General features: G+C 63.9%; 21 protein-coding genes and 1 tRNA gene. 12 read left to right on the plus strand and 10 right to left on the minus strand.

Going from position 1 to position 25,270, the window contains the following annotated elements; translation table 11 throughout:
- Nucleotides 1-213: 213 nt before the first annotated feature.
- The 3 genes from ACVOLS_RS05005 to serS all read right to left on the minus strand — a co-directional run bounded on the left by ACVOLS_RS05005 (nt 214) and on the right by serS (nt 3,213).
- Nucleotides 214-303, minus strand: a tRNA-Ser gene (locus ACVOLS_RS05005).
- Nucleotides 304-369: 66 nt separating this feature from the next.
- Entirely contained in the window at nt 370-1,362 is a 993-nt protein-coding gene (locus ACVOLS_RS05010; RefSeq protein WP_282267030.1) for a LysR family transcriptional regulator, read from the minus strand.
- A gap of 573 nt (nt 1,363-1,935) precedes the next feature.
- Entirely contained in the window at nt 1,936-3,213 is a 1,278-nt protein-coding gene (serS, locus tag ACVOLS_RS05015; RefSeq protein WP_481544724.1) for a serine--tRNA ligase, read from the minus strand.
- A gap of 113 nt (nt 3,214-3,326) precedes the next feature.
- Between serS and ACVOLS_RS05020 the strand changes: the two genes are divergently transcribed.
- Together ACVOLS_RS05020 and ACVOLS_RS05025 are read left to right on the plus strand one after the other, a co-directional pair.
- Nucleotides 3,327-3,977 carry an energy transducer TonB gene (locus tag ACVOLS_RS05020; protein ID WP_481544725.1) on the plus strand — a complete coding sequence of 217 codons (651 nt, stop codon included), beginning with the start codon at nt 3,327-3,329 and terminating at the stop codon, nt 3,975-3,977.
- A gap of 108 nt (nt 3,978-4,085) precedes the next feature.
- Entirely contained in the window at nt 4,086-4,580 is a 495-nt protein-coding gene (locus ACVOLS_RS05025) for an energy transducer TonB (protein WP_481544726.1), read from the plus strand.
- On the opposite strand, the gene aroA is transcribed toward ACVOLS_RS05025, so the two are convergent.
- The 4 genes from aroA to ACVOLS_RS05045 all read right to left on the minus strand — a co-directional run bounded on the left by aroA (nt 4,564) and on the right by ACVOLS_RS05045 (nt 9,337).
- Complete coding sequence (gene aroA, locus ACVOLS_RS05030) at nt 4,564-5,877, minus strand: 3-phosphoshikimate 1-carboxyvinyltransferase (RefSeq protein ID WP_481544727.1); 1,314 nt, start codon at nt 5,875-5,877, stop codon at nt 4,564-4,566. The two genes, ACVOLS_RS05025 and aroA, sit on opposite strands and share 17 nt — an antisense overlap.
- 143 nt (nt 5,878-6,020) lie before the next feature.
- A complete protein-coding gene (gene pheA / locus ACVOLS_RS05035; protein WP_481544728.1) occupies nt 6,021-7,247 on the minus strand; it encodes a prephenate dehydratase in 1,227 nt (408 codons plus the stop codon).
- Between the two features lie 50 nt (nt 7,248-7,297).
- Nucleotides 7,298-8,383: a 3-phosphoserine/phosphohydroxythreonine transaminase gene (gene serC, locus ACVOLS_RS05040; RefSeq protein WP_481544729.1), complete on the minus strand. Its 1,086-nt coding sequence runs from the start codon at nt 8,381-8,383 to the stop codon at nt 7,298-7,300.
- 141 nt (nt 8,384-8,524) lie between these two features.
- Nucleotides 8,525-9,337 carry an FHA domain-containing protein gene (locus ACVOLS_RS05045; RefSeq protein ID WP_481544730.1) on the minus strand — a complete coding sequence of 271 codons (813 nt, stop codon included), beginning with the start codon at nt 9,335-9,337 and terminating at the stop codon, nt 8,525-8,527.
- 119 nt (nt 9,338-9,456) lie between these two features.
- On the opposite strand from ACVOLS_RS05045, the gene ACVOLS_RS05050 reads away from it, so the two are divergent.
- From ACVOLS_RS05050 to ACVOLS_RS05065, 4 genes are all read left to right on the plus strand, one after another.
- On the plus strand, nt 9,457-9,732 hold the full coding sequence (locus ACVOLS_RS05050; protein WP_282267046.1) for a polyhydroxyalkanoic acid system family protein: 276 nt from the start codon (nt 9,457-9,459) through the stop codon (nt 9,730-9,732).
- A 78-nt stretch (nt 9,733-9,810) separates the two neighbouring features.
- Nucleotides 9,811-10,275 (plus strand): phasin family protein, encoded by a 465-nt coding sequence (locus ACVOLS_RS05055; protein WP_481544731.1) that lies wholly within the window; start codon nt 9,811-9,813, stop codon nt 10,273-10,275.
- A gap of 221 nt (nt 10,276-10,496) precedes the next feature.
- Nucleotides 10,497-11,315 carry a YggS family pyridoxal phosphate-dependent enzyme gene (locus tag ACVOLS_RS05060; protein ID WP_481544732.1) on the plus strand — a complete coding sequence of 273 codons (819 nt, stop codon included), beginning with the start codon at nt 10,497-10,499 and terminating at the stop codon, nt 11,313-11,315.
- Between the two features lie 94 nt (nt 11,316-11,409).
- Nucleotides 11,410-12,432 (plus strand): restriction endonuclease, encoded by a 1,023-nt coding sequence (locus tag ACVOLS_RS05065; RefSeq protein ID WP_481544733.1) that lies wholly within the window; start codon nt 11,410-11,412, stop codon nt 12,430-12,432.
- 74 nt (nt 12,433-12,506) lie between these two features.
- Here the strand turns inward: ACVOLS_RS05065 and hutC are convergent, their stop codons facing one another.
- A complete protein-coding gene (gene hutC / locus ACVOLS_RS05070) occupies nt 12,507-13,235 on the minus strand; it encodes a histidine utilization repressor (protein WP_481544734.1) in 729 nt (242 codons plus the stop codon).
- 42 nt (nt 13,236-13,277) lie between these two features.
- Nucleotides 13,278-14,642, minus strand: a complete 1,365-nt coding sequence (locus ACVOLS_RS05075; RefSeq protein WP_481544775.1) for a formimidoylglutamate deiminase — start codon at nt 14,640-14,642, stop codon at nt 13,278-13,280.
- Between the two features lie 66 nt (nt 14,643-14,708).
- Here ACVOLS_RS05075 and hutI point away from each other — a divergent pair, with 66 nt between their 5' ends.
- The 6 genes from hutI (at nt 14,709) to tssA (ending at nt 24,447) form a co-directional block, all read left to right on the plus strand.
- A complete protein-coding gene (gene hutI / locus ACVOLS_RS05080) occupies nt 14,709-15,914 on the plus strand; it encodes an imidazolonepropionase (RefSeq protein ID WP_481544735.1) in 1,206 nt (401 codons plus the stop codon).
- 50 nt (nt 15,915-15,964) lie between these two features.
- Nucleotides 15,965-17,512, plus strand: coding sequence for a histidine ammonia-lyase (gene hutH, locus ACVOLS_RS05085; protein ID WP_481544736.1), 1,548 nt, complete (start codon nt 15,965-15,967; stop codon nt 17,510-17,512).
- 676 nt (nt 17,513-18,188) lie between these two features.
- A complete protein-coding gene (hutG, locus tag ACVOLS_RS05090; RefSeq protein ID WP_481544737.1) occupies nt 18,189-19,040 on the plus strand; it encodes an N-formylglutamate deformylase in 852 nt (283 codons plus the stop codon).
- Entirely contained in the window at nt 19,037-20,704 is a 1,668-nt protein-coding gene (gene hutU / locus ACVOLS_RS05095) for a urocanate hydratase (protein WP_481544738.1), read from the plus strand. The genes hutG and hutU overlap by 4 nt, the downstream gene beginning before the upstream one ends.
- A 360-nt stretch (nt 20,705-21,064) precedes the next feature.
- Nucleotides 21,065-23,164 (plus strand): CocE/NonD family hydrolase, encoded by a 2,100-nt coding sequence (locus ACVOLS_RS05100; protein WP_481544739.1) that lies wholly within the window; start codon nt 21,065-21,067, stop codon nt 23,162-23,164.
- A gap of 221 nt (nt 23,165-23,385) precedes the next feature.
- Entirely contained in the window at nt 23,386-24,447 is a 1,062-nt protein-coding gene (tssA, locus tag ACVOLS_RS05105; protein ID WP_481544776.1) for a type VI secretion system protein TssA, read from the plus strand.
- A gap of 35 nt (nt 24,448-24,482) precedes the next feature.
- On the opposite strand, the gene ACVOLS_RS05110 is transcribed toward tssA, so the two are convergent.
- Nucleotides 24,483-25,268: an OmpA family protein gene (locus tag ACVOLS_RS05110; RefSeq protein WP_481544740.1), complete on the minus strand. Its 786-nt coding sequence runs from the start codon at nt 25,266-25,268 to the stop codon at nt 24,483-24,485.
- Nucleotides 25,269-25,270: the final 2 nt, after the last annotated feature.

A 25,270-nucleotide genomic window follows, 5' to 3' on the forward strand; every position in this document is an offset into this window, starting at 1 on the left:
GTAAATCCATGGATGCCAACGCGGACGCTTGAAGGTGTTGCCGCGACGAACCCATGCATGCCCGGGCGCGCAGCTCCCCCAAGCTGGGTCCATTTTACCAGCGGACCTGTCTGGTTTGACTGAAACCGGTGTCATTCCACTGCGGACAGCTGCCCGGGCAACGCGCCTCAACCCACAAAAAAGCCGCTGATGCCAGCGGCTTTTTTGAATATCTGGCGGGCAAAGTGGGATTCGAACCCACGGAAGGTTTGACCCTTCGCCGGTTTTCAAGACCGGTGCCTTAAACCGCTCGGCCATCTGCCCGTAACGTACCGCTCCCCGGATAACGCTCCGGGGCGCGCATTCTCGCATGCCTGTGGGCTTTTTTGTTCAACCCGCTTCGATTGCCAGCGAACCGGCCATCGACGCACGGATCTTCTCCTTGGCGCGCTCACAGGCACCGCCGCAGTGCAGGCGTGACGCCTCCAGCTCGGTCGGCAGGTGTTCGGCCAGGAAGTCGATGAATACCCGCACCGCCGGCAACAGCCCGCGCCGCGAGGCGAACACCGCGTGGCAGATGCCCTGCGGCAGCGACCAGTCCGGCAACACCACTTCCAGCTCGCCGTTGCGCACGGCCTCGGCACAGACGGTTTCCGGCAACATGGTGATGCCGAAACCATCCTTGACCATGGCCTGCAGCAGCGGGAAATCGAAGCCGGCCACGCGCGGCTGAAGCTCGACCCGGCGCACTTCACCACCCGGCCCGTGCAGCTCCCAGCGCTGGCGCGCCTCGTCTTCGCTGATGCTCAGGGTGACGTGGTTGCCCAGGTCCTCCGGCGAAGCCGGCCGCCCTGCCCGATCCAGGTACGCCGGGCTGGCAACCAGCAGTTCCTGCACCTGGCCGAAGCTGCGCATCACCAGGCTGCCATCGTCATCCAGGCGCGAGCGCACGCGCAGGGCGACGTCGTAGCCTTCATTGATGATGTCGACGCGGCGGTTGCTGATGTTCAGCTGCAGCCGCACCTTCGGATATTGCTCGAGGAACTTGGGCAGTAGCTTGGGCAACTGCATCTGCGCCAGCGACACCGGCACGCTGGCGCGTACCAGCCCGCGCGGTTCGGCACTGAGCCTATCCACGACTTCCCGCGCAGCTTGTGCTTCGGCCAGCATGGTCTGCGCATGCCGATGCACGCTCATGCCGACATCGGTGACCGCAAAGCGCCGCGTGGAACGCTGCAGCAGGCGCACACCGAGGTCGGTCTCAAGCTGGCTGATGCGCCGGCTGAGGCGTGATTTCGGGATGCCCAGGGCACGCTCCGCGGCAGCAAAGCCGCCATGGTCGACCACCATGGCGAAGTAATAGAGGTCGTTGAGGTCCTGCATGGATTGAGCCCATCATTGGAACGAACCGGTAAATTTAATCACCTTTGTCCTGTATTTACAAATCAGACCTCAAACAGTCCTGATTGGAGGTTCAGGGTGCCGATTGCCAAGCGCTGCCGACGGCCATTCATTTTTGAAGGCCGCAGCGTCCTGGGGCGGCGTGCTTTTGTAGGAGCCGCGTCAGCCGCGAAGTTGGTGATCCTTGTGGTCGACGGTTTTCGTGCAATTTCTGCGCTGCTGGCTTCGCGGCTAACGCCGCTCCTACAAGGCGCTGCAGCTTTGCAGTGTTGGGGGTAGCGATTGAAGCGCTATCGGGCAGGCTTCTGCCGAGCATGGCTCGGCACTACCAGTGCTTGGCTGCCCGCTTTTGTGGGAGCGGCGTCAGCCGCGAAGCCCGAAATCCTTGCGATTGCGGGCTTTTCTGCAATTACAGCTGATCTAGCTTCGCGGTTTACACCGCTCCCACAAGGATCAGGGGCCTTGTGGGCACGGGCACCGACGCGATATCGGGCAGGCCGCTGCCGAGCATGGCTCGGCAGTACATGCCAGATCTGCAACGCGATCGTCTGTTGGTCAGGCGATGCTTTCGGCGCCGCCCATGTACGGGCGCAGTACTTCGGGAATGGTGATCGAGCCGTCGGCGTTCTGGTAGTTCTCCATCACCGCGATCATTGCGCGGCCTACCGCGACGCCCGAGCCATTGAGGGTGTGTACCAGCTCCGGCTTGCCGTTGGGGTTGCGCCAGCGGGCCTGCATGCGGCGCGCCTGGAAGTCACCGCAGTTCGAACACGAAGAGATCTCGCGGTAGGTCTGCTGCGACGGCAGCCAGACTTCCAGATCGTAGGTCTTGATCGCCGAGAAACCCATGTCGCCAGTGCACAGCAGCACCTTGCGGTACGGCAGCCCCAGCTTCTGCAGCACCGCTTCGGCGCAGCCAGTCATGCGCTGGTGCTCGGCTTCGCTGTCTTCGGCAGCACAGATGCTGACCAGCTCCACCTTCTCGAACTGGTGCTGGCGGATCATGCCGCGCACGTCGCGGCCACCGCTGCCGGCCTCGGAGCGGAAGCACATCGAATGCGCGGTCATGCGCACCGGCAGGCGCTCGGCGTCGATGATCTCGTCGCGGACGATATTGGTCAGCGGTACTTCCGAGGTTGGGATCAGGTAGCGCGTGGATTCACCCAGCGCGGTCTTGAACAGGTCTTCCTCGAACTTGGGCAGCTGGCCGGTACCGCGCAGCGAGTCGGCATTGACCAGCACCGGCACGTTGGTTTCTTCGTAGCCATGCTCGTTGCTGTGCAGGTTGAGCATGAACTGCCCCAGCGCACGGTGCAGGCGGGCGATCGAGCCGCGCAGCACGGTGAAACGCGCGCCGGACAGTTTGGCCGCGGTTTCCGCGTCCAGGCCGTTGTTGCGGGCCCCCAGTTCGACGTGGTCGAGCACCGGGAAATCGAATTCGCGCGGGGTACCCCAGCGCAGCTGCTCGACGTTCTCGCTCTCGTCCTTGCCGGCCGGCACATCGGCGGCCGGCAGGTTCGGGATGCCCATCGACAGGGTTTCGATCTGCTCGCGCAGCACATCGAGCTGGGCCTCGGAGCTCTTCAGCTCATCGGCGAAGGCTGCCACTTCAGCCATGATCGCCGACACGTCCTCGCCCTTGGCCTTGGCATGGCCGATCGACTTGGAACGGCTGTTGCGCAGGCTCTGCAGCTCCTGGGTGCGCACCTGGATGCGCTTGCGGTCAGCCTCCAGCGATTCGAAGGCGGCCACATCCAGCACGTAGCCGCGCGTACTGCGCAGGCGGTCGGCAAGTTCGGCGGGCTGCTGGCGAAGAAGGGCTGGATCAAGCATGGCTGGGCACTGTGTACGGGTGTGAGTCATAGATTATCGCGCGAACTGCGGCTTTCTGCCGCGTGATTCACCTTTCCTGTGCAAGAATCGGCGTGATCCATACGGTCAAGACCATGTCCGCCCCAAGCTCCCGCTCCGACCAGAACTTCACGTTTCACCTGCCCCGCAGCAGCTTGAAGATTGCCGGTATCGCCTTTGGCGTCGGTGTATTGCTGTTCCTGGTGGTCTGGCTCAACGCCCGTCGCCACAACGAGTTCTACCGTGCCGACACGGCCCAGCCGCAGGCCAACAGCGCGGTAATGGCGCCACTGCCGGCACCACTACCGGCCGGGGCCGGCGCCAGCGACATGCCCGATGCGCGCCCGGAAGCCGTGGATGAAACCCCCGAGCTGGTGGAAACCGCGCCGGCCCCACCGCCGCAGCCCATTGCCGAGGCGACGCCGGTCGAAACCGCGCCAGCAGCGCCAGTGGCCACCACCGCCCCCAGCGACCAGCCGGTGCCGCTGCCTGGCCAGAGCCCTGCCCCGGAATATCCTGCTGCGGCGTTGCGCCGTGGTGAAAGCGGCACGGTAGTCGTCCACGTGGACGTAGATGCCAGCGGCGCGCCGCTGGACGTGCGGGTTATCCAGCGCAGTGGCTCGCGCGAGCTGGATCGTGCCGCGCAGGAGGCGGTACGCGGCTGGCGTTTCCAACCCGCGCAGAGTAACGGCCAGCCAATGCAGGGCAGCCTGGAAGTCCCGTTCGACTTCAAACCGACGCCTTAAGCTGAACCCCGGCTCCCCAAGGGGGCCGGTTCATGCTGAAAGTCATTCGCCGTTTGGGAGCAGCAGACCAGACTTGTTGCGTAGATGTTACGCAGAGCACCCAAGTCGATGTCCAGCATCCCCCACCAGCACAGCAGCACCCACCATCCAGTTCCAGCCCGCCCGCAAGGCGTTGCTGCAGCTTGGCTGTGGGGCCTGCTCGCGGTCGCGGTTGTGACGATCTTCAGCGTATTGGGCTACCGCACCCTGCAGGCGCCAGTCGCTTCCGGCCCGGTTTCCATCACCACCGCCGACACCACGTCGGTGGTCAGTGTTGCCGGCAACCGCGATGCAGAGCCTCTGTCCAGCAACCCGACGCCGGACTACCCCGCCGCCGCGCTCAATGCCGGCCTTGAAGGCGATGTGATCGTGCGCCTGCAGATTGACGCCAATGGCAAAGTCAGCCAAGCCAGCGTGATCGGGCATGAGGGCGGCGTTGATCCAGCGCTGGACAAGGCCGCCATCGAAGCACTGCGTCAATGGCGCTTCCAGCCCGCGATGCGGGATGGGCGCGCCATCAACAGCGTCGTGCAGGTGCCGGTGGAGTTCAGGACCGGACGCTGAGTCCGAAGCCGGTGCCGTTGGCCAGGCTGTCGAAGCCCGGGAACGAGGTCGCCACGTTGGCCACATCATTGATGCGCACTTCACCGGTGCTGAGCTGGCCGGCAATGGCAAAGGCCATCGAGATACGGTGATCGCCGTGGCTTTCGATAGTACCGCTACCCAGTGGGCCACCAAAAATGGTCGCACCATCTTCGGTTTCATCCACGCGCAGACCGAGATCACGCAAGCCGGTCGCCATCGCCGCCAGGCGATCTGACTCCTTCACCCGCAGTTCCGCCGCACCGCGCACGACGGTCTGGCCTTCGGCGGCAGCAGCGGCGACAAACAGCGCCGGGAACTCATCGATCATGTCTGGCACCAGCGCTTCCGGAATCTCTACCCCCTTGAGCTGCGCATAGCGCACAACCAGGTCAGCGACCTGCTCGCCACCGTGCTCGGCGTGGTTCTCCTCGGTGATGTCCGCGCCCATCAAACGCAACGCAGCCAGCAGGCCGGTACGACGCGGGTTCAAGCCAACCGAGCGCAGGCGTACTTCCGAGCCGGGAATGATGCTGGCGGCAACGATGAAGAACGCCGACGACGAGAAATCCGCCGGTACCGAAATATCGGTCGCACGCAGGCGCTGGCCGCCACGCAGGCGCGCCTTGCCGGGCTCGAACTCGATCTCCACGCCGAACGCACGCAGCATGCGCTCGGTGTAGTCGCGGGTTGGATGCGGCTCGATCACCGAGGTGTCGCCCTGCGCATACAAGCCAGCCAGCAACACCGCTGACTTCACCTGCGCACTGGCCACCGGCAATTCGTAATGAATGCCCTGCAATGCTTGTCCGCCGTGGATGTGCAGCGGCGGCGTGCCATCGTCCTGGGTGTCGATACGCGCGCCCATCTGTGCCAGCGGCCCGGTCACGCGGCGCATCGGCCGCTTGGACAGCGAGGCGTCGCCGATCAGTGTGGTGTCGAACGGCTGCGCGGCGAGCAGGCCCGCCAACAGGCGCATGCCGGTGCCGGCGTTGCCGCAGTCCAGCTCGCCCTGCGGCGCCTTCAAGCCATCCACGCCAACGCCATGGACGATCCGCTGCGACGCCGACGGGGTTTCGAAACGCACGCCCATCTGCTCGAAGATATGGGCGGTGGCGCGGGTGTCCTCGCCTTCAAGAAAACCATCGATATGCGATACACCATCGGCCAGCGCGGCAAACATCACCGAACGATGCGACACCGACTTGTCGCCGGGAATGGCGAGCGTGCCCTGCAGGGCGGAACCTTTGCGTGCAATCCAGTAGGGCTGGGAACTCATGCGGTCTCTCTGATCTGCTGTGTTCCTTCCGCGAAGGCGGCGGAAGGAAGAATGTTCAAGTTGCTGGGCAACTGAGGGAAAAGCGCCCCCATCCGCCCTTCGGGCACCTTCCCCCGCACACGGGGGAAGGAACTGCGCGCCTGTCAGGGCACGGCGACCGGGTAGGAGCCGAGCACCTTGATCTGCGCCGAGTGCGCCTTCAGCTCGGCCAACGCGGCCTGCATCGATTCGTCTTCGATGTGCCCGGCCAGGTCGATGAAGAAGCCGTATTCCCACTTGGCCTGATGCGATGGCCGCGATTCGATGCGGTTCATGCTGATGCCGTGACGTGCGAACGGGCTGAGCACGTCGAACAGCGCACCGGGCTTGTCGTGGATGAAGACGAGCACCGAGGTACGGTCATGGCCGGAGGACGGGAACAGTTGGCGGCCGATCACCAGGAAACGCGTGGTGTTGTCCGCATCGTTCTGGATCGGCTTGGTCACCACTTTCTTCAAGCCGTATACGTGCCCTGCACTCTCGCCGCCGATGGCCGCTGCGTCTTCCGCATTGCGGGCGCGGCGGGCGCCCTCGGAGTTGCTGGACACCGGTACCTTCTCGGTCTTGGGAAGGTTGGCACGCAGCCAGGCCGAGGTCTGCATGAAGGCCTGCGGATGCGCGTAGATGCGCTCGATGTCTTCGATGCGGCCAGTGCGTGAAAGCAGGTACTGCTGCACGCGCAGCTCGACTTCGCCACATATCTTCAGGTTGGAGGTCAGGAACATGTCCAGCGTGATCTGGATCGTGCCCTGCCCGGAATTCTCCACCGGCACCACGCCAAAGTCGGCGTTGCCGTTTTCCACTTCCTGGAAGATCTCCTCGATGTTGGCCAGCGGCAGGCCCAACGCCGAGCGACCAAAGTGCTTGTGCGCAGCCTGCTGGGTGAACGAACCTTCCGGGCCGAGGTAGCCGATCTTCAGCGGCTCCTGCTGGGCCAGGCAGGCCGACATGATTTCGCGGTAGACATGCACCAGCACTTCATCGCTGAGTGGGCCTTCGTTGCGGTCCACCACCATGCGCAGCACCTGCGCTTCGCGCTCGGGCCGGTAGTAATCAACGGCTGCCGCCAGCTTGCCCTTGGCCTTGCCGACCTGGTGGGCGAAGTTGGCCCGCTCGGCGATCAGGGCCTGGATGCTGCGGTCGATCTGGTCGATCTTGGCACGCACATCCGACAGCACCGGCTTGGCGACGGTGAGGGTTTCAGCCGCGGCTTTCTTGCTGGCGGCAACTTTCTTCACTGCAGCCGGCTTGGCCGGAACCTTCTTGGCGGCAGGTCTGGCTGCGGTGGCCGGCTTGGCCTTGCTGGCGGTCTTGCTTGGCTTGGTCGCCATGGAATCGTCTACCTGTTACAGGCCGGCGCACTGCGCACGGCGGGAGTTGTTCAACCGTTGCGCTGCTGGAAATCACGCATGAATGCGGCAAGCGCCTGCGCGCCTTCCAGCGGCATGGCGTTGTACAGCGAGGCGCGGATGCCACCGACGGCCTTGTGGCCCTTCAGCGCCAGCAACCCAGCAGCCTTGGACTCGCTGACAAAGCGCGCATTGAGTTCTTCGCTGGGCAGGAAGAACGGGATGTTCATGCGCGAACGCACTGCCGCTGCCACTTCATTGCGGTAGAAGCCGCCGGAGCCGTCGATGGCGTCATACACCGCCGACGACTTGGCAAGGCTGAGCTTGGCAAAGGCTTCAACGCCTCCCTGGGCCAGCATCCACTTGAACATCAACCCGGCCAGATACCAGTTCCAGGTCGGTGGTGTGTTCAACATCGAGTCGCGCTCGACGTGCGAGCGGTAGTCGAAGATGTCGGCACGCGGCTGGCCGGTACGCTCCAGCAGATCGCGACGGATGATGACCACGGCAATGCCTACCGGGCCGAGGTTCTTCTGTGCGCCGGCATAGATCACGCCATAACGCGACACATCGATCGGCTCGGAAGCAATCGACGAGCTGAAGTCGGCAATCAAAGGTACGTCACCCACATCGGGTACGTCGCGGAATTCGATGCCGTGGATGGTTTCGTTTGCAGTGACGTGTACATAGGCCGCGTCGTCCGACAGCTGCCATTGCGAGCGCGCCGGAATATCCCGGTAGCCACTGGCCTCACCGCTGGCGGCGATGTTCACGTTGACATAGGGCTGGGCCTGTTTGACCGCGGTCTTGCCCCAGTGGCCACTGACCACATAGTCCACGCGCTGGCCGGGGCTGGCGAAATTCAGCGGCAGCAAGGCCTGCTGGGTGGTAGCACCGCCACCAAGGAACAGCACCGCGTAGTCGTCCGGAATGCCGATCAGGCGACGCAGATCGGCCTCGGCCTCGGCCGCCACGGCCATGAAATCGGCGCTGCGGTGGCTGATCTCGACAATGGACGCGCCTACGCCATTCCATTCCAACATCTCCGCCTGCGCCTGACGCAGGACCGATTCCGGCAATGTCGCAGGGCCGGCACTGAAATTGAATGCGCGCGTCATGTCACACCTGTTGAGCAGAACCCCTAGTATGCCGCAGCGCAACAGCCTTGGGCCATCCGGAAAAGGTTGCATCTGCACCCATTCGGCCCCGCCGTTTCAGCCCTGCCCGCACAACAGGTTCACTGCAGCCGGAACCGCTGCTCAGCGTGCCCCGAACAGCAACAAGGCACTGATTGCCGCACCCAGCAACAAGGCACTGAGCAGCAACCAAGGCCAACGCCGCGGCAACCGGGGCTTGGCCGGGGCCAGCGTCGATGGCGTGAGCGCTACCGGTTCCTCATCGTCCTCCGCCGTGAAAGCCGCACTGACGGAGATCGGACCCAGCGGAATTTCCAGCACAAATCGGTGGTTGCCTTCGAACACGATCTGGTCACCGGCCTGCAGCCAGCAATGACGGGTGATCACGCCGTTGACCAGGGTGCCGTCGGCCGAGCCCAGGTCGCGCAGCAACACCTTGTCGGCGTGCCGTTCGAAACGGGCATGACGCTCGGCGAAGGCCGGGTCGTCGATGAGAATGTCGCTGGCCGGATCGCTGCCGATGATGCGCGGCTTGTCCAGGGTAAAGCTGCGGCCGTGATGGCGCCCGCCTACACCACGTAACAGCACCCGCAGGTCGTCGCCGCCGTCAGTCGGGGCTTCAGGGGGATGCGCCACCTGCTCGCAGTCGCCACGCAGCAGCATTTCCGCGCCGTCGGCATACACCGAGTCACCTGCCCGCAGCAGCGCCATGCGCCGCACCGGCCGACCGTTGACGTGGATACCGCGGCCACCACTGGCAACCTGCAGCCAGACCCCGCGCTGATCGGTACAGAACTGGGCCAACAGCAATGGGCCGACGCTGCCGTCGCCCAGCCGGACTTGACCCGAGGCGTGGCGCACAATGCGCTGAACACCCGGCATCAATGACTGATCCGGCTGCTGACGATTACTGAAATGGACTTGCAGAGTACGCACCGGCAGCAGACTAGCAGGTCATCCGGTCATGCAGAAGGTGTACGCAAGGCTTGGACTACGCCGCGCTGGTACGCACAATGGCGCATCTTTCTTACAAACAGCAGTTCAGGCCACACGCCATGTCCACCATTGATATCCAGCACGCCCATTCCCTGTCCGATGACAAGGCCCGCACCGCCATCGCCGAAGTCGCGGAAAAACTCCAGGAGCGCTTCGACGTGGCCACCCGCTGGGACGGCCCGGTGCTGCACTTCAACCGCTCCGGCGTGGACGGTGCCATCGAGCTGCTGCCAGGCGCCGTACGGGTGAAGGCCGAGCTTGGCTTCCTGCTGTCGGCAATGAAAGGCATGGTGGAATCCGAAATTCAACGCGTGCTGACCGACAAGCTCGGCTGAGCCGGCCCGTCACACAACTCGAGCTGCCAAGCCGTTACGGTGTAGCTGGACTCTTCAACCCCGCACAGGAGCATCGTCATGACCACCTACGAGCAACGCCCGGAAGACGAGGACGACAGCGCTGGCGCGCAAGGCCAGGCCGAGCGCTTGACCAGGAAGGTGACCGAGTCGGCCCAGCAGGTCTGGCTGGCCGGCCTGGGCGCGCTGTCGCGTGCGCAGGCCGAGGGCAGCAAACTGTTCGACACCCTGGTCAAGGAAGGCCAGGACAGCGAAGCCCGTTCCCGCGAGCAGTCGCGCAAAGGCGAAAGCCTGCGCGATACCGTGGAGAACACCTTGGGCCAGGCCCGCGAGCGCGCCGCCGGTACCTGGGACAAGGTCGAAAAGTCGTTTGAAGACCAGGTCCACAACGTGCTGCGACGCATGGACATCCCGTCGCGCTCGGACATCGAGGCCCTGAACGACCGCCTGGACGCCCTCAACCGCCGCCTTACCCGGGCCGAGAGCCGCGCCGCGCACGACGGGCAGCAGGCTGAAGACCAGTGATGTTGCAAAGCAGCATTAGTTGAGCAAGAATCAATCACCCGCCAGCAGTACCGCGCCGTAAGTCTCCCTCCCCTCACGGCATCGGATGGCGGGTTTTTCATGCCTGCGATTTGTCCAGGCAGCCGGATTCCGGGTTTCGAACCTGCCAGCGAGCGATAATCCGCTGTTTACCGCACCGCTCTCGCAACAGCAGGCGGCGGCCGCAAACGCTGGAGACACGCATGCAAACCCCGCACCCGGACCCTGATCCCGGTACCCAGACCCGGCATGCCCTGCACGGCCACTACCCGCGTGCCGAGACCGTGGCTGACTTCCGCAGAAATCTGGCGCTGGTCCGCGAGCGCATCGATGCCGCCTGTCAGCGCGTCGGCCGGGACCCGGCCAGCGTGCGGCTGCTGCCAGTCAGCAAGACCATCGACGAGGCCCATATCCGCCTGGCCTATCAAGCCGGTTGCCGCATGCTGGGCGAGAACAAGGTGCAGGAGGCCCACCACAAGTGGGAGGCCATGCAGGATCTGGGCGACCTGCGGTGGTCGGTCATTGGCCACCTGCAGACCAACAAGGCCAAGCTGGTGGCGCGCTTTGCCAACGAATTCCAGGCCTTGGACAGCCTGCGCCTGGCCGAAACCCTGGAGCGTCGGCTGCAGGCCGAAGGCCGCTCGCTGGACGTGTTCGTGCAGGTAAACAGCTCCAACGAGGCCAGCAAGTACGGCCTGGCGCCTGAAGCGGTCGCCGGCTTCCTGCAGGCCCTGCCGCGCTCCGGCGCGTTGCGGGTCCGCGGCCTGATGACCCTGGCCCTGTTCTCCGCCGAGCCGGCCCGGGTCCGGGCCTGCTTCATGCGCCTGCGTGCGTTGCGCGATCAATTGCGCCAGCACGCACCCGCCAACATCGGGCTGGATGAGTTGTCGATGGGCATGTCCGGGGACTTCGAGATCGCCATCGAGGAAGGCGCCAGCGTGGTCCGCGTCGGCCAGGCCATCTTTGGCGCGAGGGCGCTACCAGACAGCCATTACTGGCCAGCCACAACGCCAGCGGATTAATTCACGGGAGCACTCAAAAAGGCGAAGTCAGCCTGCTCTTACGGTCGTCAGGGAAGATAGACTGGGCGCCATCTATAGGCTTTCAGGTATGTCGATGTTTTCGTGGATTCTGGCCCTGTTGCTTGCGTTGCTCTTGTGGGGCCTGGCTTCTGCATACCTCTGGTTGGTCGCCCGCCGCCAAACCGAGCGCCAGCATGGCTTGGCCGCATTGGCTGGCATGCGCTGGCGTGAGTTTTCCCGCATCGTGCACCAGGCCATGGCCGAGCAGCGCGACCTGCACCCGCTCACCGACGACGATGAAAACGACCGCGGCACCAGCAGCGATTTCCTGCTGCAGCGTGATGGTCAGCGCTGGCTGGTGTCGTGCAAGCACGGTCGCGCCTACCGTTTCGACGCGAGCGCGATCCACGAACTCGCATCGGCCATCAGCCTGACCGGTGCCGTTGGCGGGCTGCTGATCACCGAGGGTCACGTCGAGCGCGATGGTCTGGCCGAGGCAGAAAAGAGCTCGATCGAAGTCATCGATGCACGCCAGTTGTGGCAGCTGCTCAAGCCCTACATGCCGGCCGAGGCGCATGAGACCGTGACCGGCATCGCCCGCCGCGAGGCGGTGCGCCATACCGGCATCGCCGGCCTGGCTGCAGTCACCCTCGGCCTGCTGGCCGGCATGGGCTACATGACCATGCAAGGAGACGCTCCGGCCACCGCACCCGTCGCTGCGGCGCCACAGCTTGCCGTTGAACCAGCTGCCGCAGCAGCTTCGGAAGGGGCCGCACAACCTGCTGCCGAGCCCGCCGCTGAACCAACCAAGGCCAAACCTGCAGCGGCGACCGCACCGCATCCGGGCGACCTTGTGCAGGACCCGGACGCGGCCACCCTGCTGCGCTACCAGCAATCCGTTTCAAAGGCCTTGGCCGGCACTTCCGGCGTGGTCAGCGGCATCTGGCTGACCCGCTCCACCTTGTCGGTGGAGCGCAACGGCGAAGACGCCCAGGTGTGGCCGCTGATCTGTCAGCAGCTGCAACGCTACCCGGCACTGCGCACTACCCGAGTTCAGCTCAACCCGCGTCCCGGCGTGGATGAGCCGGTGCGCTGGCGGCAGTGCAGCACTATCTGACGGCCAGCAGCGTCCAACCAGGCCATCGGCTTGGTTGGATGTTGAATCAGACGGATTGAATCAGACGTCTGGAATCAGCGTGCGCCGGGCGCGAAGCGCGCAATCAGATCGTAAGCGTCGCCGAGGAACATCTGCCGCACCCAGGTAATGGGCAGCTCACCGCGCCAGGTCTGGCGGTCGATGACCAGGCAGGCCGTGCCCACCGGCACCTTCAACAATGCGGCTTCATCGGCAGTTGCGGCCACCGCACTGATGCGGTGCTGGCCGCGTGTCCACGACACGTTCTGCAGCAGCCAACTGCCCGGCGCGTGGATGGAAAAGTCCACTTTCAGAGTTTCCGGCACCGCTTCGGGATTGATCAGGCGGCGCTCCAGCGCCAGCGGCTTGCCGTCGGCCATGTGCAGGCAGCGCATCGCCAGCAACTTGCCCTCACCTACCAGCAGCAGCTCTTCGGCCACGGCATCCTTGGCCTTGCGATGTGCGCGCTCCAGCAGCTGGAAGCCGTATTCGTGGCCGCGATCGGTGACCGCCACCTCGATGTCGGGGATTTCCAGCGCCACCTGCTCAAGGTGCGGTGGCTGCCGGGCAACAAAGGAACCGGCGCGACGGCGACGCTCGATCATGCCGCTCTCGGCCAGCGCGGTAAGCACCTTGTTCACCGTCATCCGCGAGCAGTCGTACTGCTCCATCAACTCGTGTTCAAACGGAATACGGAAGCCGGGCTCCCATTCGCCGCTGAGGATGCGACCTTCGATGTCACTGCGGATGCGGTGGTTGAGGGTGGGAGCTTTCTTGCCCTTCACTCGGGTTTCCTGAAAGAGACGGTATCTGGCCGATAACCGACCTTAGCCCAGTATCCGTGCAAGCGCGGTACGGTAGCGCGCGCTGATCGCATCACGGTTCACGTGACGACCATCGCGGACCAGGGCCCGACCGTTGCGCCAGACACTGCGAAGGGCGCCATTACGTGCGGCGAACAGCCAGCTGTCAAGCAAGGCGTCACCGCTACGGTTGAGCAGGGCTGGATGCTGGGCATCCAGTTCCAGCAGATCGGCGGCAGCGCCCACACTCAGTCCAGCCTGCACGCCCAGCGCCTGCGCACCTCCCTCGCCCGCCTGCTGGTAGAGCCAGCGACCGCTGGACAAATCACCCGGCGAGAGCACATTGCGTCCGCGCAACTGCAGACGCTGCCCGTATTCGAGCAGGCGCAGCTCCTCGGCCGCATCGATCAATACATTGGAGTCGGAACCGACACCGAAACGGCCACCGGCCTGCACGAACCCGCGCATCGGGAACAGGCCATCGCCCAGATTTGCCTCGGTGATCGGGCACAAGCCGACCACCGCGCCACTGTCCGCCATCAACCGTACTTCCTTGTCGTTGACATGGGTGGCGTGCACCAGGCACCAACGCGCATCCACTGCTGCATTGGCGTACAGCCATTCGACCGGGCGCTGACCGCTCCAGGCCAGGCAGGCATCCACTTCGCGGGTCTGCTCGGCGATATGGATATGGATCGGGCCCGGCGCCAACGCGACCAGCGCCTGCAATTCCTCCGGCGTGCTCGCGCGCAGGCTGTGCGGTGCCAGCCCCAACACCGCATCAGGGCTGTTCACCAACGCCCGCTTGCAGCCCTGCAACAGCTCGGCAAAACCGTCGACATCATGCAGAAAGCGGCGCTGCGCCGGGGTGGGCGCGGCACCGCCAAAATCACTGTGCGCGTAGAACACCGGCAGCAGGGTCAAGCCCAACCCGGTTTCATCCGCTGCTGCGGCAACACGTACCGACATTTCGGCGTGGTCGGCGTAGCGGCTGCCGTTTTCGGTATGGTGCAGATAGTGGAACTCGCCGACGCGGGTGAAGCCGCTCTCCAGCATCTCCATGTATGCCTGCGCAGCAATGGCCTGGAAGGTATCCGGGTCCAAGCGGTCCAGGAACCGGTACATCAGCTCGCGCCAGCTCCAGAAGCTGTCACCAGAACGTCCACCAACCTCTGTAAGCCCGGCCATCGCCCGCTGGAAGGCATGGCTGTGCAGGTTGCCCAAGCCCGGCACCACCACATCCAGACGCTGTGACTGGCCGTCCCAGACTTCGCCGACAACCACTGCCGTGATCACGCCAGCGACGCTGTCGATGCGCACATCCTGCGCCCAGCCCTGCGGCAACAAGGCCTGGGCGGCGTAGAAACGAACGGTTGAGGCTGGCTTGATCACTGTCACTGGACACTCTCCGATGGTCGCCGTTATTGTATATACAAATAGGTACGGAGAGGGACAATGCACTGCGACACGCTATGGCATAACGCCAACCTGATGACCCTGGACGACGCCTCGGGCGGGCTGGGCAGCATCCGCGACGGTGTTGTCGCCGCCCGCGATGGCCGCATCCTGCATGTCGGCCCAGCAGCGGATGCACCTGCATTTGAAGCCGACAACCGCATCGACTGCAATGGTCGCTGGATCAGCCCCGGCCTGATCGACTGCCACACCCACCTGGTCTATGCCGGCAACCGCGCAGGCGAGTTCGAACAACGGCTGCAGGGCGTGAGCTATGCGCAGATCGCCAAGGCCGGTGGCGGCATCGTTTCCACCGTCAGCGCGACCCGCAATGCCGATGACGCGGCATTGATCGAGGCCAGCCTGCCACGCCTGGATGCAATGCTGGCCGAAGGCATCACCACCATCGAGATCAAATCCGGCTACGGCCTGACCCTGGCCGATGAACGCAAGCAGCTGCGGGTGGCCCGAGCACTGGGGACACTGCGCAAGGTTGAGATCGTGCCGACCTTTCTCGGTGCGCATGCAGTGCCGCCGGGCTACGAGGCACAGGCTTACATCAACGAAGTCTGCGCAGTGATGATTCCAGCAATCGCCGCTGAAGGACTGGCCGACGCCGTAGATGTTTTCTGCGAGAACATCGCGTTCTCGCCCGCGCAGGCGCAACAGGTTTTCGATGCCGCCAAACAGCACGGGCTGGCAATCAAGATCCACGCAGAACAACTGTCCAACCAGCACGGTGCGGAATTGGCCGCACACAATGGCGCGCTGTCCGCCGACCATATCGAACACCTGGATGAAGCAGGGATTGCCGCGATGCGCGCCTCGGGCACGGTCGCCGTACTGCTCCCCGGCGCCTACTACTTCACCCGCGAGACCGTGCAGCCCCCCATCCAGGGCCTGCGTGATGCAGGCGTACCGATGGCGCTGGCAACCGACAGCAATCCAGGCACTTCGCCACTCACCAGTCCGCTGCTGACCATGAACATGGGCGCCACCTTGTTCCGCATGACCGTGGCCGAGTGCATCGCCGGCTTCACCCGCGAAGCCGCGCGCGCCCTCGGTCGCGGTAATCGCATTGGCAAGCTGATGACCGGCATGGACTGCGATCTGGCCATCTGGGACATCGACGCCCCCGCCGACCTGGTCTACCGGATCGGCTTCAACCCTTTGCATGCCCGCGTCTGGCGCGGGCAAACCGTCTGAACTCCCCCGCTTCAATCTCGCACTTTGAACCTCGCACTGCTGGAGCACGCATGAGCACTACCTTGACCCTCCTCCCCGGCCACGTTCCGTTGTCGCAATGGCGGCAGATCTATCGCGGCGCAAACGTGCGCCTGGACGAGTCAGCCCAAGCCGCGGTGTTGCGCAGCGCGCAAGTGGTGGATGCCATCGTCGCCAAGGGCGAGCCGGTCTATGGCATCAATACCGGCTTCGGCAAGCTGGCCAGTGTCCGCATCGAGCGGGAAGACCTGGAGACCCTGCAGCGCAATATCGTGCTGTCGCACGCCGCCGGTGTAGGCGAGCCGATGCCGGTCGATGTCGTGCGACTGATGATGGCACTGAAGTTGACCAGTCTCGCGCAAGGCGCATCGGGCATCCGCCCGCAGACGCTGGCACTGCTGGAAGCGATGCTGCAGAAGGATGTAGTGCCGGTGGTGCCCTGTCAGGGCTCGGTTGGCGCCTCCGGCGACCTCGCGCCGTTGTCGCATCTGGCCAGCGTGATGATTGGTGTTGGCGAGGCATTTGTTGGCGGCGTGCGCATGTCGGCCGAGGCCGCCTTCGTGCAGGCCGGTCTGCAGCCCTTGGTACTGGGCGCCAAGGAAGGTTTGGCACTGCTCAATGGCACCCAATACTCGACCGCTTATGCACTGGCCGGTCTGTTCGAGATCGAAGTGGTGTTCCAGGCTGCACTGGTTACCGGCGCCTTGTCGGTGGAAGCCGCCAAGGGCTCGGATACTCCGTTTGATCCGCGCATCCACAGCATCCGTGGCCAGCGCGGACAGATCGCCACCGCCGCTGTGCTACGCGAGCTGATGCAGGGTTCGGCGATCCGCGAATCGCACCGCGACAACGACGTGCGCGTGCAGGATCCTTACTGCCTGCGTTGCCAACCGCAGGTAATGGGTGCTGCGCTGGATGTGATGCGCCAGGCAGCCACCACCCTGGAAATCGAGGCCAATGGCGTCTCCGACAACCCGCTGGTATTCACCGATACCGGCGAAGCACTGAGCGGCGGCAACTTCCACGCCGAGCCGGTGGCATTCGCAGCGGACATGCTGGCGATGGCGGTCTGCGAGATCGGCTCGATCAGCGAGCGCCGCACCGCGATGCTGGTGGATCCGGCGTTGTCCGGCCTGCCGGCCTTCCTGACCCCGAAGCCCGGCTTGAACTCCGGTTTCATGATTCCGCAGGTCACCGCGGCAGCATTGGTTTCCGAGAACAAGCAGCGTGCCTATCCGGCCAGCGTCGATTCGATTCCGACCTCGGCCAACCAGGAAGACCATGTGTCGATGGCTGCGCACGGCGCACGTCGACTTATCGCCATGGCTGAGAACGCTGCCAACGTCATCGGTATCGAACTGCTTGCTGCCGGCCAGGGCTGTGACTTCCATGCGCCGCTGCGTTCGAGTTCGGCGTTGGAGCAGGTGCGTTCGACCTTGCGCGCGCAGGTGCCTACCTTGGTGGATGATCGTTACTTCCATCCGGACATGGTGGCTGCGACTGCATTGGTGCGTGCTGGTGCGCTGACGGCCGGGCTGGGCGTGCAGTTGCCGGGTGTTGATGTGACTGACAAGGCTTGATCGAAGCGTATGCAGAGCTGCTGGCTAGCGTTGAGGCTTTATCGCGAAGAGCGCCCTCACCTGCCCTCCGGGCATCCTCTCCCGCATGCGGGAGAGGCGACAGCGAGCAGCGCTGCAATCTGCCAGACCAAGCACAGTTCGCCGCAAGCCACGATGCAATCCCTTCTCCCGCTTGCGGGAGAAGGTGGCGCGAAGCGCCGGATGAGGGGAGCTTTTCGGCTTCACCGCGAAGAGCGCCCTCACCTGCCCTCCGGGCATCCTCTCCCGCACGCGGGAGAGGCGACAGCGAGCAGCGCTGCAATCTGCCAGACCACGCACAGTTCGCCGCAAGCCACGATGCAATCCCTTCTCGCGCTTGCGGGAGAAGGTGGCGCAAAGCGCCGGATGAGGGGAGCTTTTCGGCTTCACTGCGAAGAGCGCCCTCACCTGCCCTCCGGGCATCCTCTCCCGCACGCGGGAGAGGCGACAGCTAGCAGCGCTGCAATCTGCCAGACCACGCACAGTTCGCCGCAAGCCACGATGCAATCCCTTCTCCCGCTTGCGGGAGAAGGTGGCGCAAAGCGCCGGATGAGGGGAGCTGTTGACCTTCACCGCGTAAAGCGCCCCCTTCTGCCCTTCGGGCATCTTCCCCCGCTACCAAGGGAAGAACAAAGCCCACCCTGCCCCAGGAACCCCCATGACGAACACCACTGACTGGCTGCAGATCCACCACGGTCACGCTCCACTGATCGTCAGCTTTCCGCATACCGGCACGGAATTGCCTGCATCGCGCGTCGGCCACTTCGTATCACCGTGGCTGGCACGCCGTGACGCCGACTGGTGGGTGCAAGAGCTCTATGCCTTTGCCAAAGCGATGGGTGCGACGACGGTACGCACCGCGATCTCGCGCTCGCTGATCGACGTCAATCGCGACCCCTCCGGCATCTCCCTGTACCCAGGCCAGAACACCACCGGCCTGTGCCCACTCACCACCTTCGACAACCAGCCGCTGTACCGCCAAGGGCACGAGCCCGACGAGGCAGAAATCCAGTACCGTCGCGATACCTGGTTCGATCCCTACCACGCTGCGTTGGCCGGCGAGATCGCACGTCTGCGCGCTCAGCACGAAACCGTTGTCGTCTATGACGCGCACTCGATCCGCTCCCTGATTCCGCATCTGTTCGATGGCGAACTGCCGCAGTTCAATATCGGCAGCGCTGGCCCCAGCGGTGCACCTGATACCTCGTGCGACAACGCGCTCACCGATGTGGTCGAGAACCTGTGCGCGCTGAGCGGCATGAGCCATGTGCGCAACGGCCGCTTCAAGGGTGGCTGGATTACCCGCCACTACAGCAACACCGCCAATGGCGTGCACACCCTGCAGATGGAGCTGGGCTGCCGTGGCTATATGCACGAACCAGCACCCGAAGACGTGGACGAGCACAGCTGGCCCACGCCCTACGACCCCGAACACGCAACCCCCGTCCGCAACACCTTGCAGCAAGTGCTCGGCGCTTGTCTGGAATTTGCTACCAGGAGAAATGCATGACCCGTCACGACCCCTCCCGCAACCCGCGCGCACCTCGCGGCAACACGCTCAACTGCAAATCCTGGCAGACCGAAGCGCCGTTCCGCATGCTGCAGAACAACCTCGATGCCGAGGTCGCCGAAGACCCGACTTCGCTGGTGGTCTACGGCGGCATCGGCCGCGCCGCGCGTGATTGGGAAAGCTACGACAAGATTCTGGAAACCTTGAAGCGCCTGGACGACAACCAGACCCTTCTGGTGCAATCCGGCAAGCCGGTCGGCGTGTTCCCCACCCATCCGGATGCACCACGCGTACTGATCGCCAACTCCAACCTGGTGCCGCACTGGGCCAACTGGGAGCACTTCAACGAGCTCGATAAGAAGGGCTTGATGATGTACGGGCAGATGACCGCCGGCAGCTGGATCTACATCGGCAGCCAGGGCATCGTCCAGGGCACCTATGAGACCTTTGTCGAGATGGGCCGCCAGCACTACGGTGGCAGCCTGAGCGGCAAGTGGATCCTCACCGCCGGTTTGGGCGGCATGGGTGGCGCACAGCCACTGGCTGCTTCGCTGGCCGGCGCCAGCAGTCTGACCATCGAATGCCGCCAAAGCAGCATCGACTTCCGCCTGCGCACCCGTTACGTCGACGAACAGGCCACCGACATCGACGATGCATTGGCACGCATCGCCAAGTACACCGCCAGCGGTGAAGCCAAGTCGATCGCCCTGCTCGGCAATGCCGCCGAGATCCTGCCGGAACTGGTACGCCGCGGCGTGCGCCCGGATTGCGTCACCGACCAGACCAGCGCCCATGATCCGGTGCACGGCTACCTGCCGATTGGCTGGAGCGTGGAGCAGTGGTTGGCCGAACAACAGGCCAATCCCGAGAAGGTCCGCGATGCCGCCAAGGCCGCGATGCGCGTGCACGTCGAAGCGATGCTTGCCTTCCATGCCGCCGGCATTCCGACCGTCGATTACGGCAACAACATCCGCCAGATGGCCTTCGACGAAGGCTTGCAGAACGCCTTCGATTTCCCCGGCTTCGTACCTGCCTATGTGCGCCCGCTGTTCTGCCGCGGCATCGGCCCGTTCCGTTGGGTAGCACTGAGCGGCGACCCGGAGGACATCTACAAGACCGACGCCAAGGTCAAGGAAATCATCGCCAATGATCCCAACCTGCACCGTTGGCTGGACATGGCGCGTGAGCGCATCAGTTTCCAGGGTCTGCCAGCGCGTATCTGCTGGGTCGGCCTTGGACTGCGACACAAGCTCGGCCTGGCCTTCAACGAGATGGTACGCAATGGCGAACTGAGCGCACCGGTGGTGATCGGCCGCGATCACCTGGACAGCGGCAGCGTCGCCTCGCCCAACCGCGAAACCGAATCGATGAAGGACGGCTCCGATGCGGTTTCCGATTGGCCGCTGCTCAACGCCATGCTCAATGTCGCCGGCGGCGCCACCTGGGTAAGTCTGCACCACGGCGGCGGCGTTGGCATGGGTTACTCGCAGCATTCCGGCGTGGTCATCGTCTGCGACGGCAGCGAAGCCGCCGACCAACGCATCGCCCGCGTGCTGTGGAACGACCCCGGTACCGGCGTGATGCGCCATGCCGATGCCGGCTATGACATCGCCATCGACTGTGCCAAAGAGAAGGGGTTGGATCTGCCTGGCATCCTCGGCTGATCCAGCATCCTTGGCTGTGAACGCAACGGGCAGGCCAATGGCCTGCCCGTTGTGCTTTTGGCACTGCAGTCAAACTGCTTGCGCCCGCCGGAGCCCGGGTCACCGCAACGCCTGCACTCCCGGCTACCATCGTCTGCTTCAAGGCTGCAGCCGGCGCAGGCCTCCCGTTACGCGGATCCATGCGATGTGCTATTGAAGGCCAACGAACGAACCGATGGTCCCGCCATGCGTGGCTTGCTTGTCCTACTCCTGTTATTCGGCGCGGGGAGTGCCCCGGCCCTGGACCTGTCGGTCCCCGCACCGGCGCGGCTTCAGGCCGCCGATGTCGATGCAGCCATGCCAGGGCTTGCAAGACTCACCTTGGCCCGCCTGTCCCAAGACGACGAACAACAGCTGCTGGACACCCGCTTCCGCCTGCAGATTGTCGCGGGCCAGTATCCACAGGCACTCGAGAGCATCCGCAAGCTGCGCGCATTACGCGGGGATTCGACCCAGCAACCACCGCTTTACCTCCAGTACCAGATCTACGCGCGGGCCAAGCAGCTGCAGTTAACGCAGCGGATCAATTTCGCCGATGCATGGAAACGCAGTTTTGCAGACAACTTCCAGCGTCTCGATGACCCAACGGCCCTGAAGGCCGAGTTCGCCTTTGGAACCAACCTGCAGCGGTTGCGCGAACAAAGGGACCGGCTGGTCGATGCTACCGACAGCGTCGCTGCACTGAACGACGAACAAGCCGTCGCCTTGCTGCGTGCATGGCAGGTACACCGTGCTTACGCGGAATTTCTACCGCTGGCTCCGCAGGCGATCAGCGAAGACGACGCACGGCGTTACAGCATTGATCGCAACATCAGCATCACCACCAGCGATGGCGCACGCATCTCCGCGATCTCCGTGCATCCGGCCAACGCCACGACCCTACCGGTGCTGCTCACCTTCACCATTTACGCCAATGACGACTGGGCGTGGATGGATGCAAAAACCATGGCTGCGCACGGCTATGGCAGCGTGGTTGCTTACAGCCGCGGCAAGGGCCGCAGCCCTGATCCGATCCGCCCGTATGAGCACTATGGCAGCGATGCCGCAGCCGTGATTGCCTGGGCCGCCGCCCAGCCCTGGAGCAACGGCAAGGTCGGCATGTATGGCGGCAGCTACAGCGGCTTCACCCAATGGGCAGCGCTCAAGCAGCGTGCACCCGCACTCAAGGCCATCGCTACCTCGGCAACCACCGCACCCGGTATTGATGTGCCGATGGAAGGTGGGATCTTCCTGAACTTCATCTACCCGTGGCCGTTCTACACAACCAACAACACCTCGCTGGACGACGCCACTTATGCCGATAGCGCTCGATGGAATGCACTGAACAGCCGTTGGTATCAAGGCGGGCAATCCTATCGCGAGCTGCCGAAGCTGGACGGCACCGCGAATCCCTTGTTCGAACACTGGTTGCAGCATCCAACCTACGATGCGTACTGGCAGGCAATGATTCCGCAAGGGCGCGAGTTCGCCGATATCGGCATCCCGGTGTTGGCGACAACCGGCTATTTCGACGGCGCGCAAATTGGCGCCCTGCACTACTTCCGCGAACACCTGAAACAGCGCCCGGACGCCGACCACACACTTCTGATCGGCCCCTATGAGCACTTCACCATGCAGACCGGCGTGCCGGAACAAGTGCAGGGCTACCGCCCGGAGCCGGTGGCGCGCATCGACCTGCAGGCGTTGCGGCTGGCATGGTTCGACCATGTACTGAAAGGCGCCGCCAAACCCGCGTTACTCAGCGATCGGGTCAACTGGCAGGTAATGGGCAGCAACCGCTGGCGGCATGCGGCAACGCTGGATGCCATGCCAACGCGGCAACAGCGCCTCTACCTGGTGCCGGGAAGCGATAGCACTCAACAGCTGGCCGCGGAAGCTGCACCGGTACGCAGCAGCCTGCAGCGCGTCGATTTTCGCGACCGCAGCGATGCGGGTTGGCAAGCGCCACGCGACGTCATCAACCGGACGCTTGACCCGCATGCCGGGCTGGTCTTCCGCGGTGAGCCGCTGATGCGGGAAACCGAACTGGCAGGCGCGTTCAGCGGCATGCTCGATTTCAGCCTCAACAAGCGCGATGCCGATGTGGCGCTTGCCATCTACGAGCTCACCGCCGATGGCCGGTATCTCGATCTCGCGTACTGGCTGCAGCGGCTCAGCCATGCGCAGGACCCGAGCCAACGCCAGCTTCTGAAACCCTCGCAACGTCATCGCGTACGCATCAGTGATAGCCGCCTGATCGGCCGCAGACTCGCTGCGGGGAGTCGCGTGGTGGTCACCTTGGGAGTGATCAAACAACCGGACCGGCAGCTCAACCTCGGCAGTGGCAAGGATCCCAGTGACGAAACGCTGGCCGATGCCGGTGCGCCACTGGAGATACGCTGGTATGGCAGCAGCCATATCGACCTGCCCGTTCGTGATTGAATATCAACGCTGTCAGCAAGCGCCGCGCGAAAAGTGCGGACATTCGCAGCAATTGCCACAGATGTTCAGATGATTCCTGTAGCCAAAGCGCAGGAGTGGGTCCCGACGATTGCTGAATGAGCTCAGCCAGGGCTGGTCCATTCCAGACCTGCAACCGGCCTCTACATTCTCTTGCCCATCGCCGGGCTAGAATCGGCCGGTAACCCACAATGAGATTTGCCATGCTGGATCAGGATGCCCTGCTGGCCCCGATTGACGGACACGCTGCGACCGGTGAAGACCTGTCGTTCTCTGTCGAGTTCGATCGGATCATCGAAAACCGTCGCGCCGACGACCCTACCCTGGATCAAGGGGCGTGGCAGACCGACATCAAGTACGCCGACTGGGGCAGCGTGCTGCGCGACTGCAACCAGTTGCTGCAGACTCGTACCAAGGACCTGCGACTGGCCGGCTGGCTGTGCGAAGCGGCAACCCAACAGGATGGCTTCAACGGACTTGCTGCGGGCTTCCGGGTTACCGCAGGCCTGTGCGATCGCTATTGGGATGAGGTGCATCCCGTGGCGCACGACGGCGACTACGAAGAACGCATTGGCAACCTGAGCTGGTTGCTGACCAATACCTCGCAGTGGCTGCGTGCAATCCCTATTGCCGTCGCGCCGCAGGGTCGTTTCAGTCTGGCTGATTTCGAGCATGCGCATGCCAGCAACGGCGACCATTCCGATGGCCGCCCAAGCCTCGACGTTCTTGAAGCAGCGCGACGCAGCACGTCGCACGATGTCTATCGGCAACTGGTTGCCGCCCTGCCCGACTGCAGCCAGGCGCTGGATGAGCTGCAGGCCGCCGTCGATAGCCGCCTGGGCATGGATGGCCCCAGCTTCAGCGCGGTACGCGAACAGCTGGACCATCTGCAGCGCACGGTCCGGCGCTTTGCCCGCGAAGCCGGCATGTTGCTGGATGGCGAAGTGGATGATCCCGCTGATGATGTTGGCGACACGTTCAACGCGTCCACCGCTGCTACCGAGCCAACAGTGAACAGCGCCGCGCCACGTGGCCCAGCAGGTGCCCCGACCAGCCGCAAGGAAGCCTTGGCTCAGTTGCGTCAGGTGGCCGAGTTCTTCCGCCGCACCGAGCCGCACAGCCCTGTCGCCTATCTGGCCGAGAAGGCCGCAAGTTGGGGCGAGATGCCGCTGCATGTCTGGCTGAAGCGCGTCATCAAGGACCACACAACACTCGAGCAGATGGAAGAAATGCTCGATGTCAAAAACGAAAACGACGGGCTTTAAGCCCGTCGTTTCCTTTCATAACTGACAAAGCGCAGTTACTGGATCTTGAACTCGATACGACGGTTGCGCGCGCGGCCGTCATTGCTGGTGTTGTCCGCCACCGGCTCATCCGGCCCCTTGCCCAGCACATCCATATGCGTGCTGGGAATACCCTTGGACATCATGTAGCTCTTCACCGCCGCAGCACGCGCATGGCTCAAGGACAGATTGGATTCGCGTTGGCCGACGTTGTCGGTATGACCGATGATCAGGAAGCGGCTGTCCGGCATCTGCGCCATCTTGGCAACCATCTCGTCGAGGATGCTCATACCGAATGGCGTCAACCGGGCGCTGCCGCTCTGGAACTCGATGATGCGGTTGGCCAGCGTCTGATCGAGAACACCCTGCTGTGAGCCTACCTTCAAGGCATTGCTGACCGTGTAGCTGGTGTTGCTGGCCAGACTGAGATCACTGGCCACCTGCTGACGCAGGGCTTCATTGGCCACCTCGCCGGTGACGCGCACAGATTGGCCGTTGACCTCGAGCTTGCCCGGCGACACGCGCTTGAGCCCAGGATTGATCATCCCGGCAACGTAGTCACCCCAATTTGGCGGCGTGGCGATGCTCTCGACTTGGATGCGATCCACCACACGCTCTGCACCGTAAACCGCGCGCAGATTGTTGAGTAGCTTGGCCTTGGTGGCCTGATCCGACACCACGCCCTCAATCACCACGGGACGCTCGGCCGCAGCCGAGCTGGCCGCGGACGCGGCGGTCTGCGCGAACACAGGCGTGGCCACCAACATCAACGCGGCAATATAGCTAACTTTGAACAAATGCATCG

The sequence above is a fragment of the Stenotrophomonas sp. STEN038 genome (assembly GCF_056759895.1).

Coding starts and splice junctions, on each gene's coding strand:
- ACVOLS_RS05010 (WP_282267030.1), bottom strand. CDS start 1,362: ATGCAGGACCTCAACGACCTCTATTACTTCGCCATGGTGGTCGACCAT.
- serS (WP_481544724.1), bottom strand. CDS start 3,213: ATGCTTGATCCAGCCCTTCTTCGCCAGCAGCCCGCCGAACTTGCCGAC.
- ACVOLS_RS05020 (WP_481544725.1), top strand. CDS start 3,327: ATGTCCGCCCCAAGCTCCCGCTCCGACCAGAACTTCACGTTTCACCTG.
- ACVOLS_RS05025 (WP_481544726.1), top strand. CDS start 4,086: ATGTCCAGCATCCCCCACCAGCACAGCAGCACCCACCATCCAGTTCCA.
- aroA (WP_481544727.1), bottom strand. CDS start 5,877: ATGAGTTCCCAGCCCTACTGGATTGCACGCAAAGGTTCCGCCCTGCAG.
- pheA (WP_481544728.1), bottom strand. CDS start 7,247: ATGGCGACCAAGCCAAGCAAGACCGCCAGCAAGGCCAAGCCGGCCACC.
- serC (WP_481544729.1), bottom strand. CDS start 8,383: ATGACGCGCGCATTCAATTTCAGTGCCGGCCCTGCGACATTGCCGGAA.
- ACVOLS_RS05050 (WP_282267046.1), top strand. CDS start 9,457: ATGTCCACCATTGATATCCAGCACGCCCATTCCCTGTCCGATGACAAG.
- ACVOLS_RS05055 (WP_481544731.1), top strand. CDS start 9,811: ATGACCACCTACGAGCAACGCCCGGAAGACGAGGACGACAGCGCTGGC.
- ACVOLS_RS05060 (WP_481544732.1), top strand. CDS start 10,497: ATGCAAACCCCGCACCCGGACCCTGATCCCGGTACCCAGACCCGGCAT.
- ACVOLS_RS05065 (WP_481544733.1), top strand. CDS start 11,410: ATGTTTTCGTGGATTCTGGCCCTGTTGCTTGCGTTGCTCTTGTGGGGC.
- hutI (WP_481544735.1), top strand. CDS start 14,709: ATGCACTGCGACACGCTATGGCATAACGCCAACCTGATGACCCTGGAC.
- hutH (WP_481544736.1), top strand. CDS start 15,965: ATGAGCACTACCTTGACCCTCCTCCCCGGCCACGTTCCGTTGTCGCAA.
- hutG (WP_481544737.1), top strand. CDS start 18,189: ATGACGAACACCACTGACTGGCTGCAGATCCACCACGGTCACGCTCCA.
- hutU (WP_481544738.1), top strand. CDS start 19,037: ATGACCCGTCACGACCCCTCCCGCAACCCGCGCGCACCTCGCGGCAAC.
- tssA (WP_481544776.1), top strand. CDS start 23,386: ATGCTGGATCAGGATGCCCTGCTGGCCCCGATTGACGGACACGCTGCG.
- ACVOLS_RS05110 (WP_481544740.1), bottom strand. CDS start 25,268: ATGCATTTGTTCAAAGTTAGCTATATTGCCGCGTTGATGTTGGTGGCC.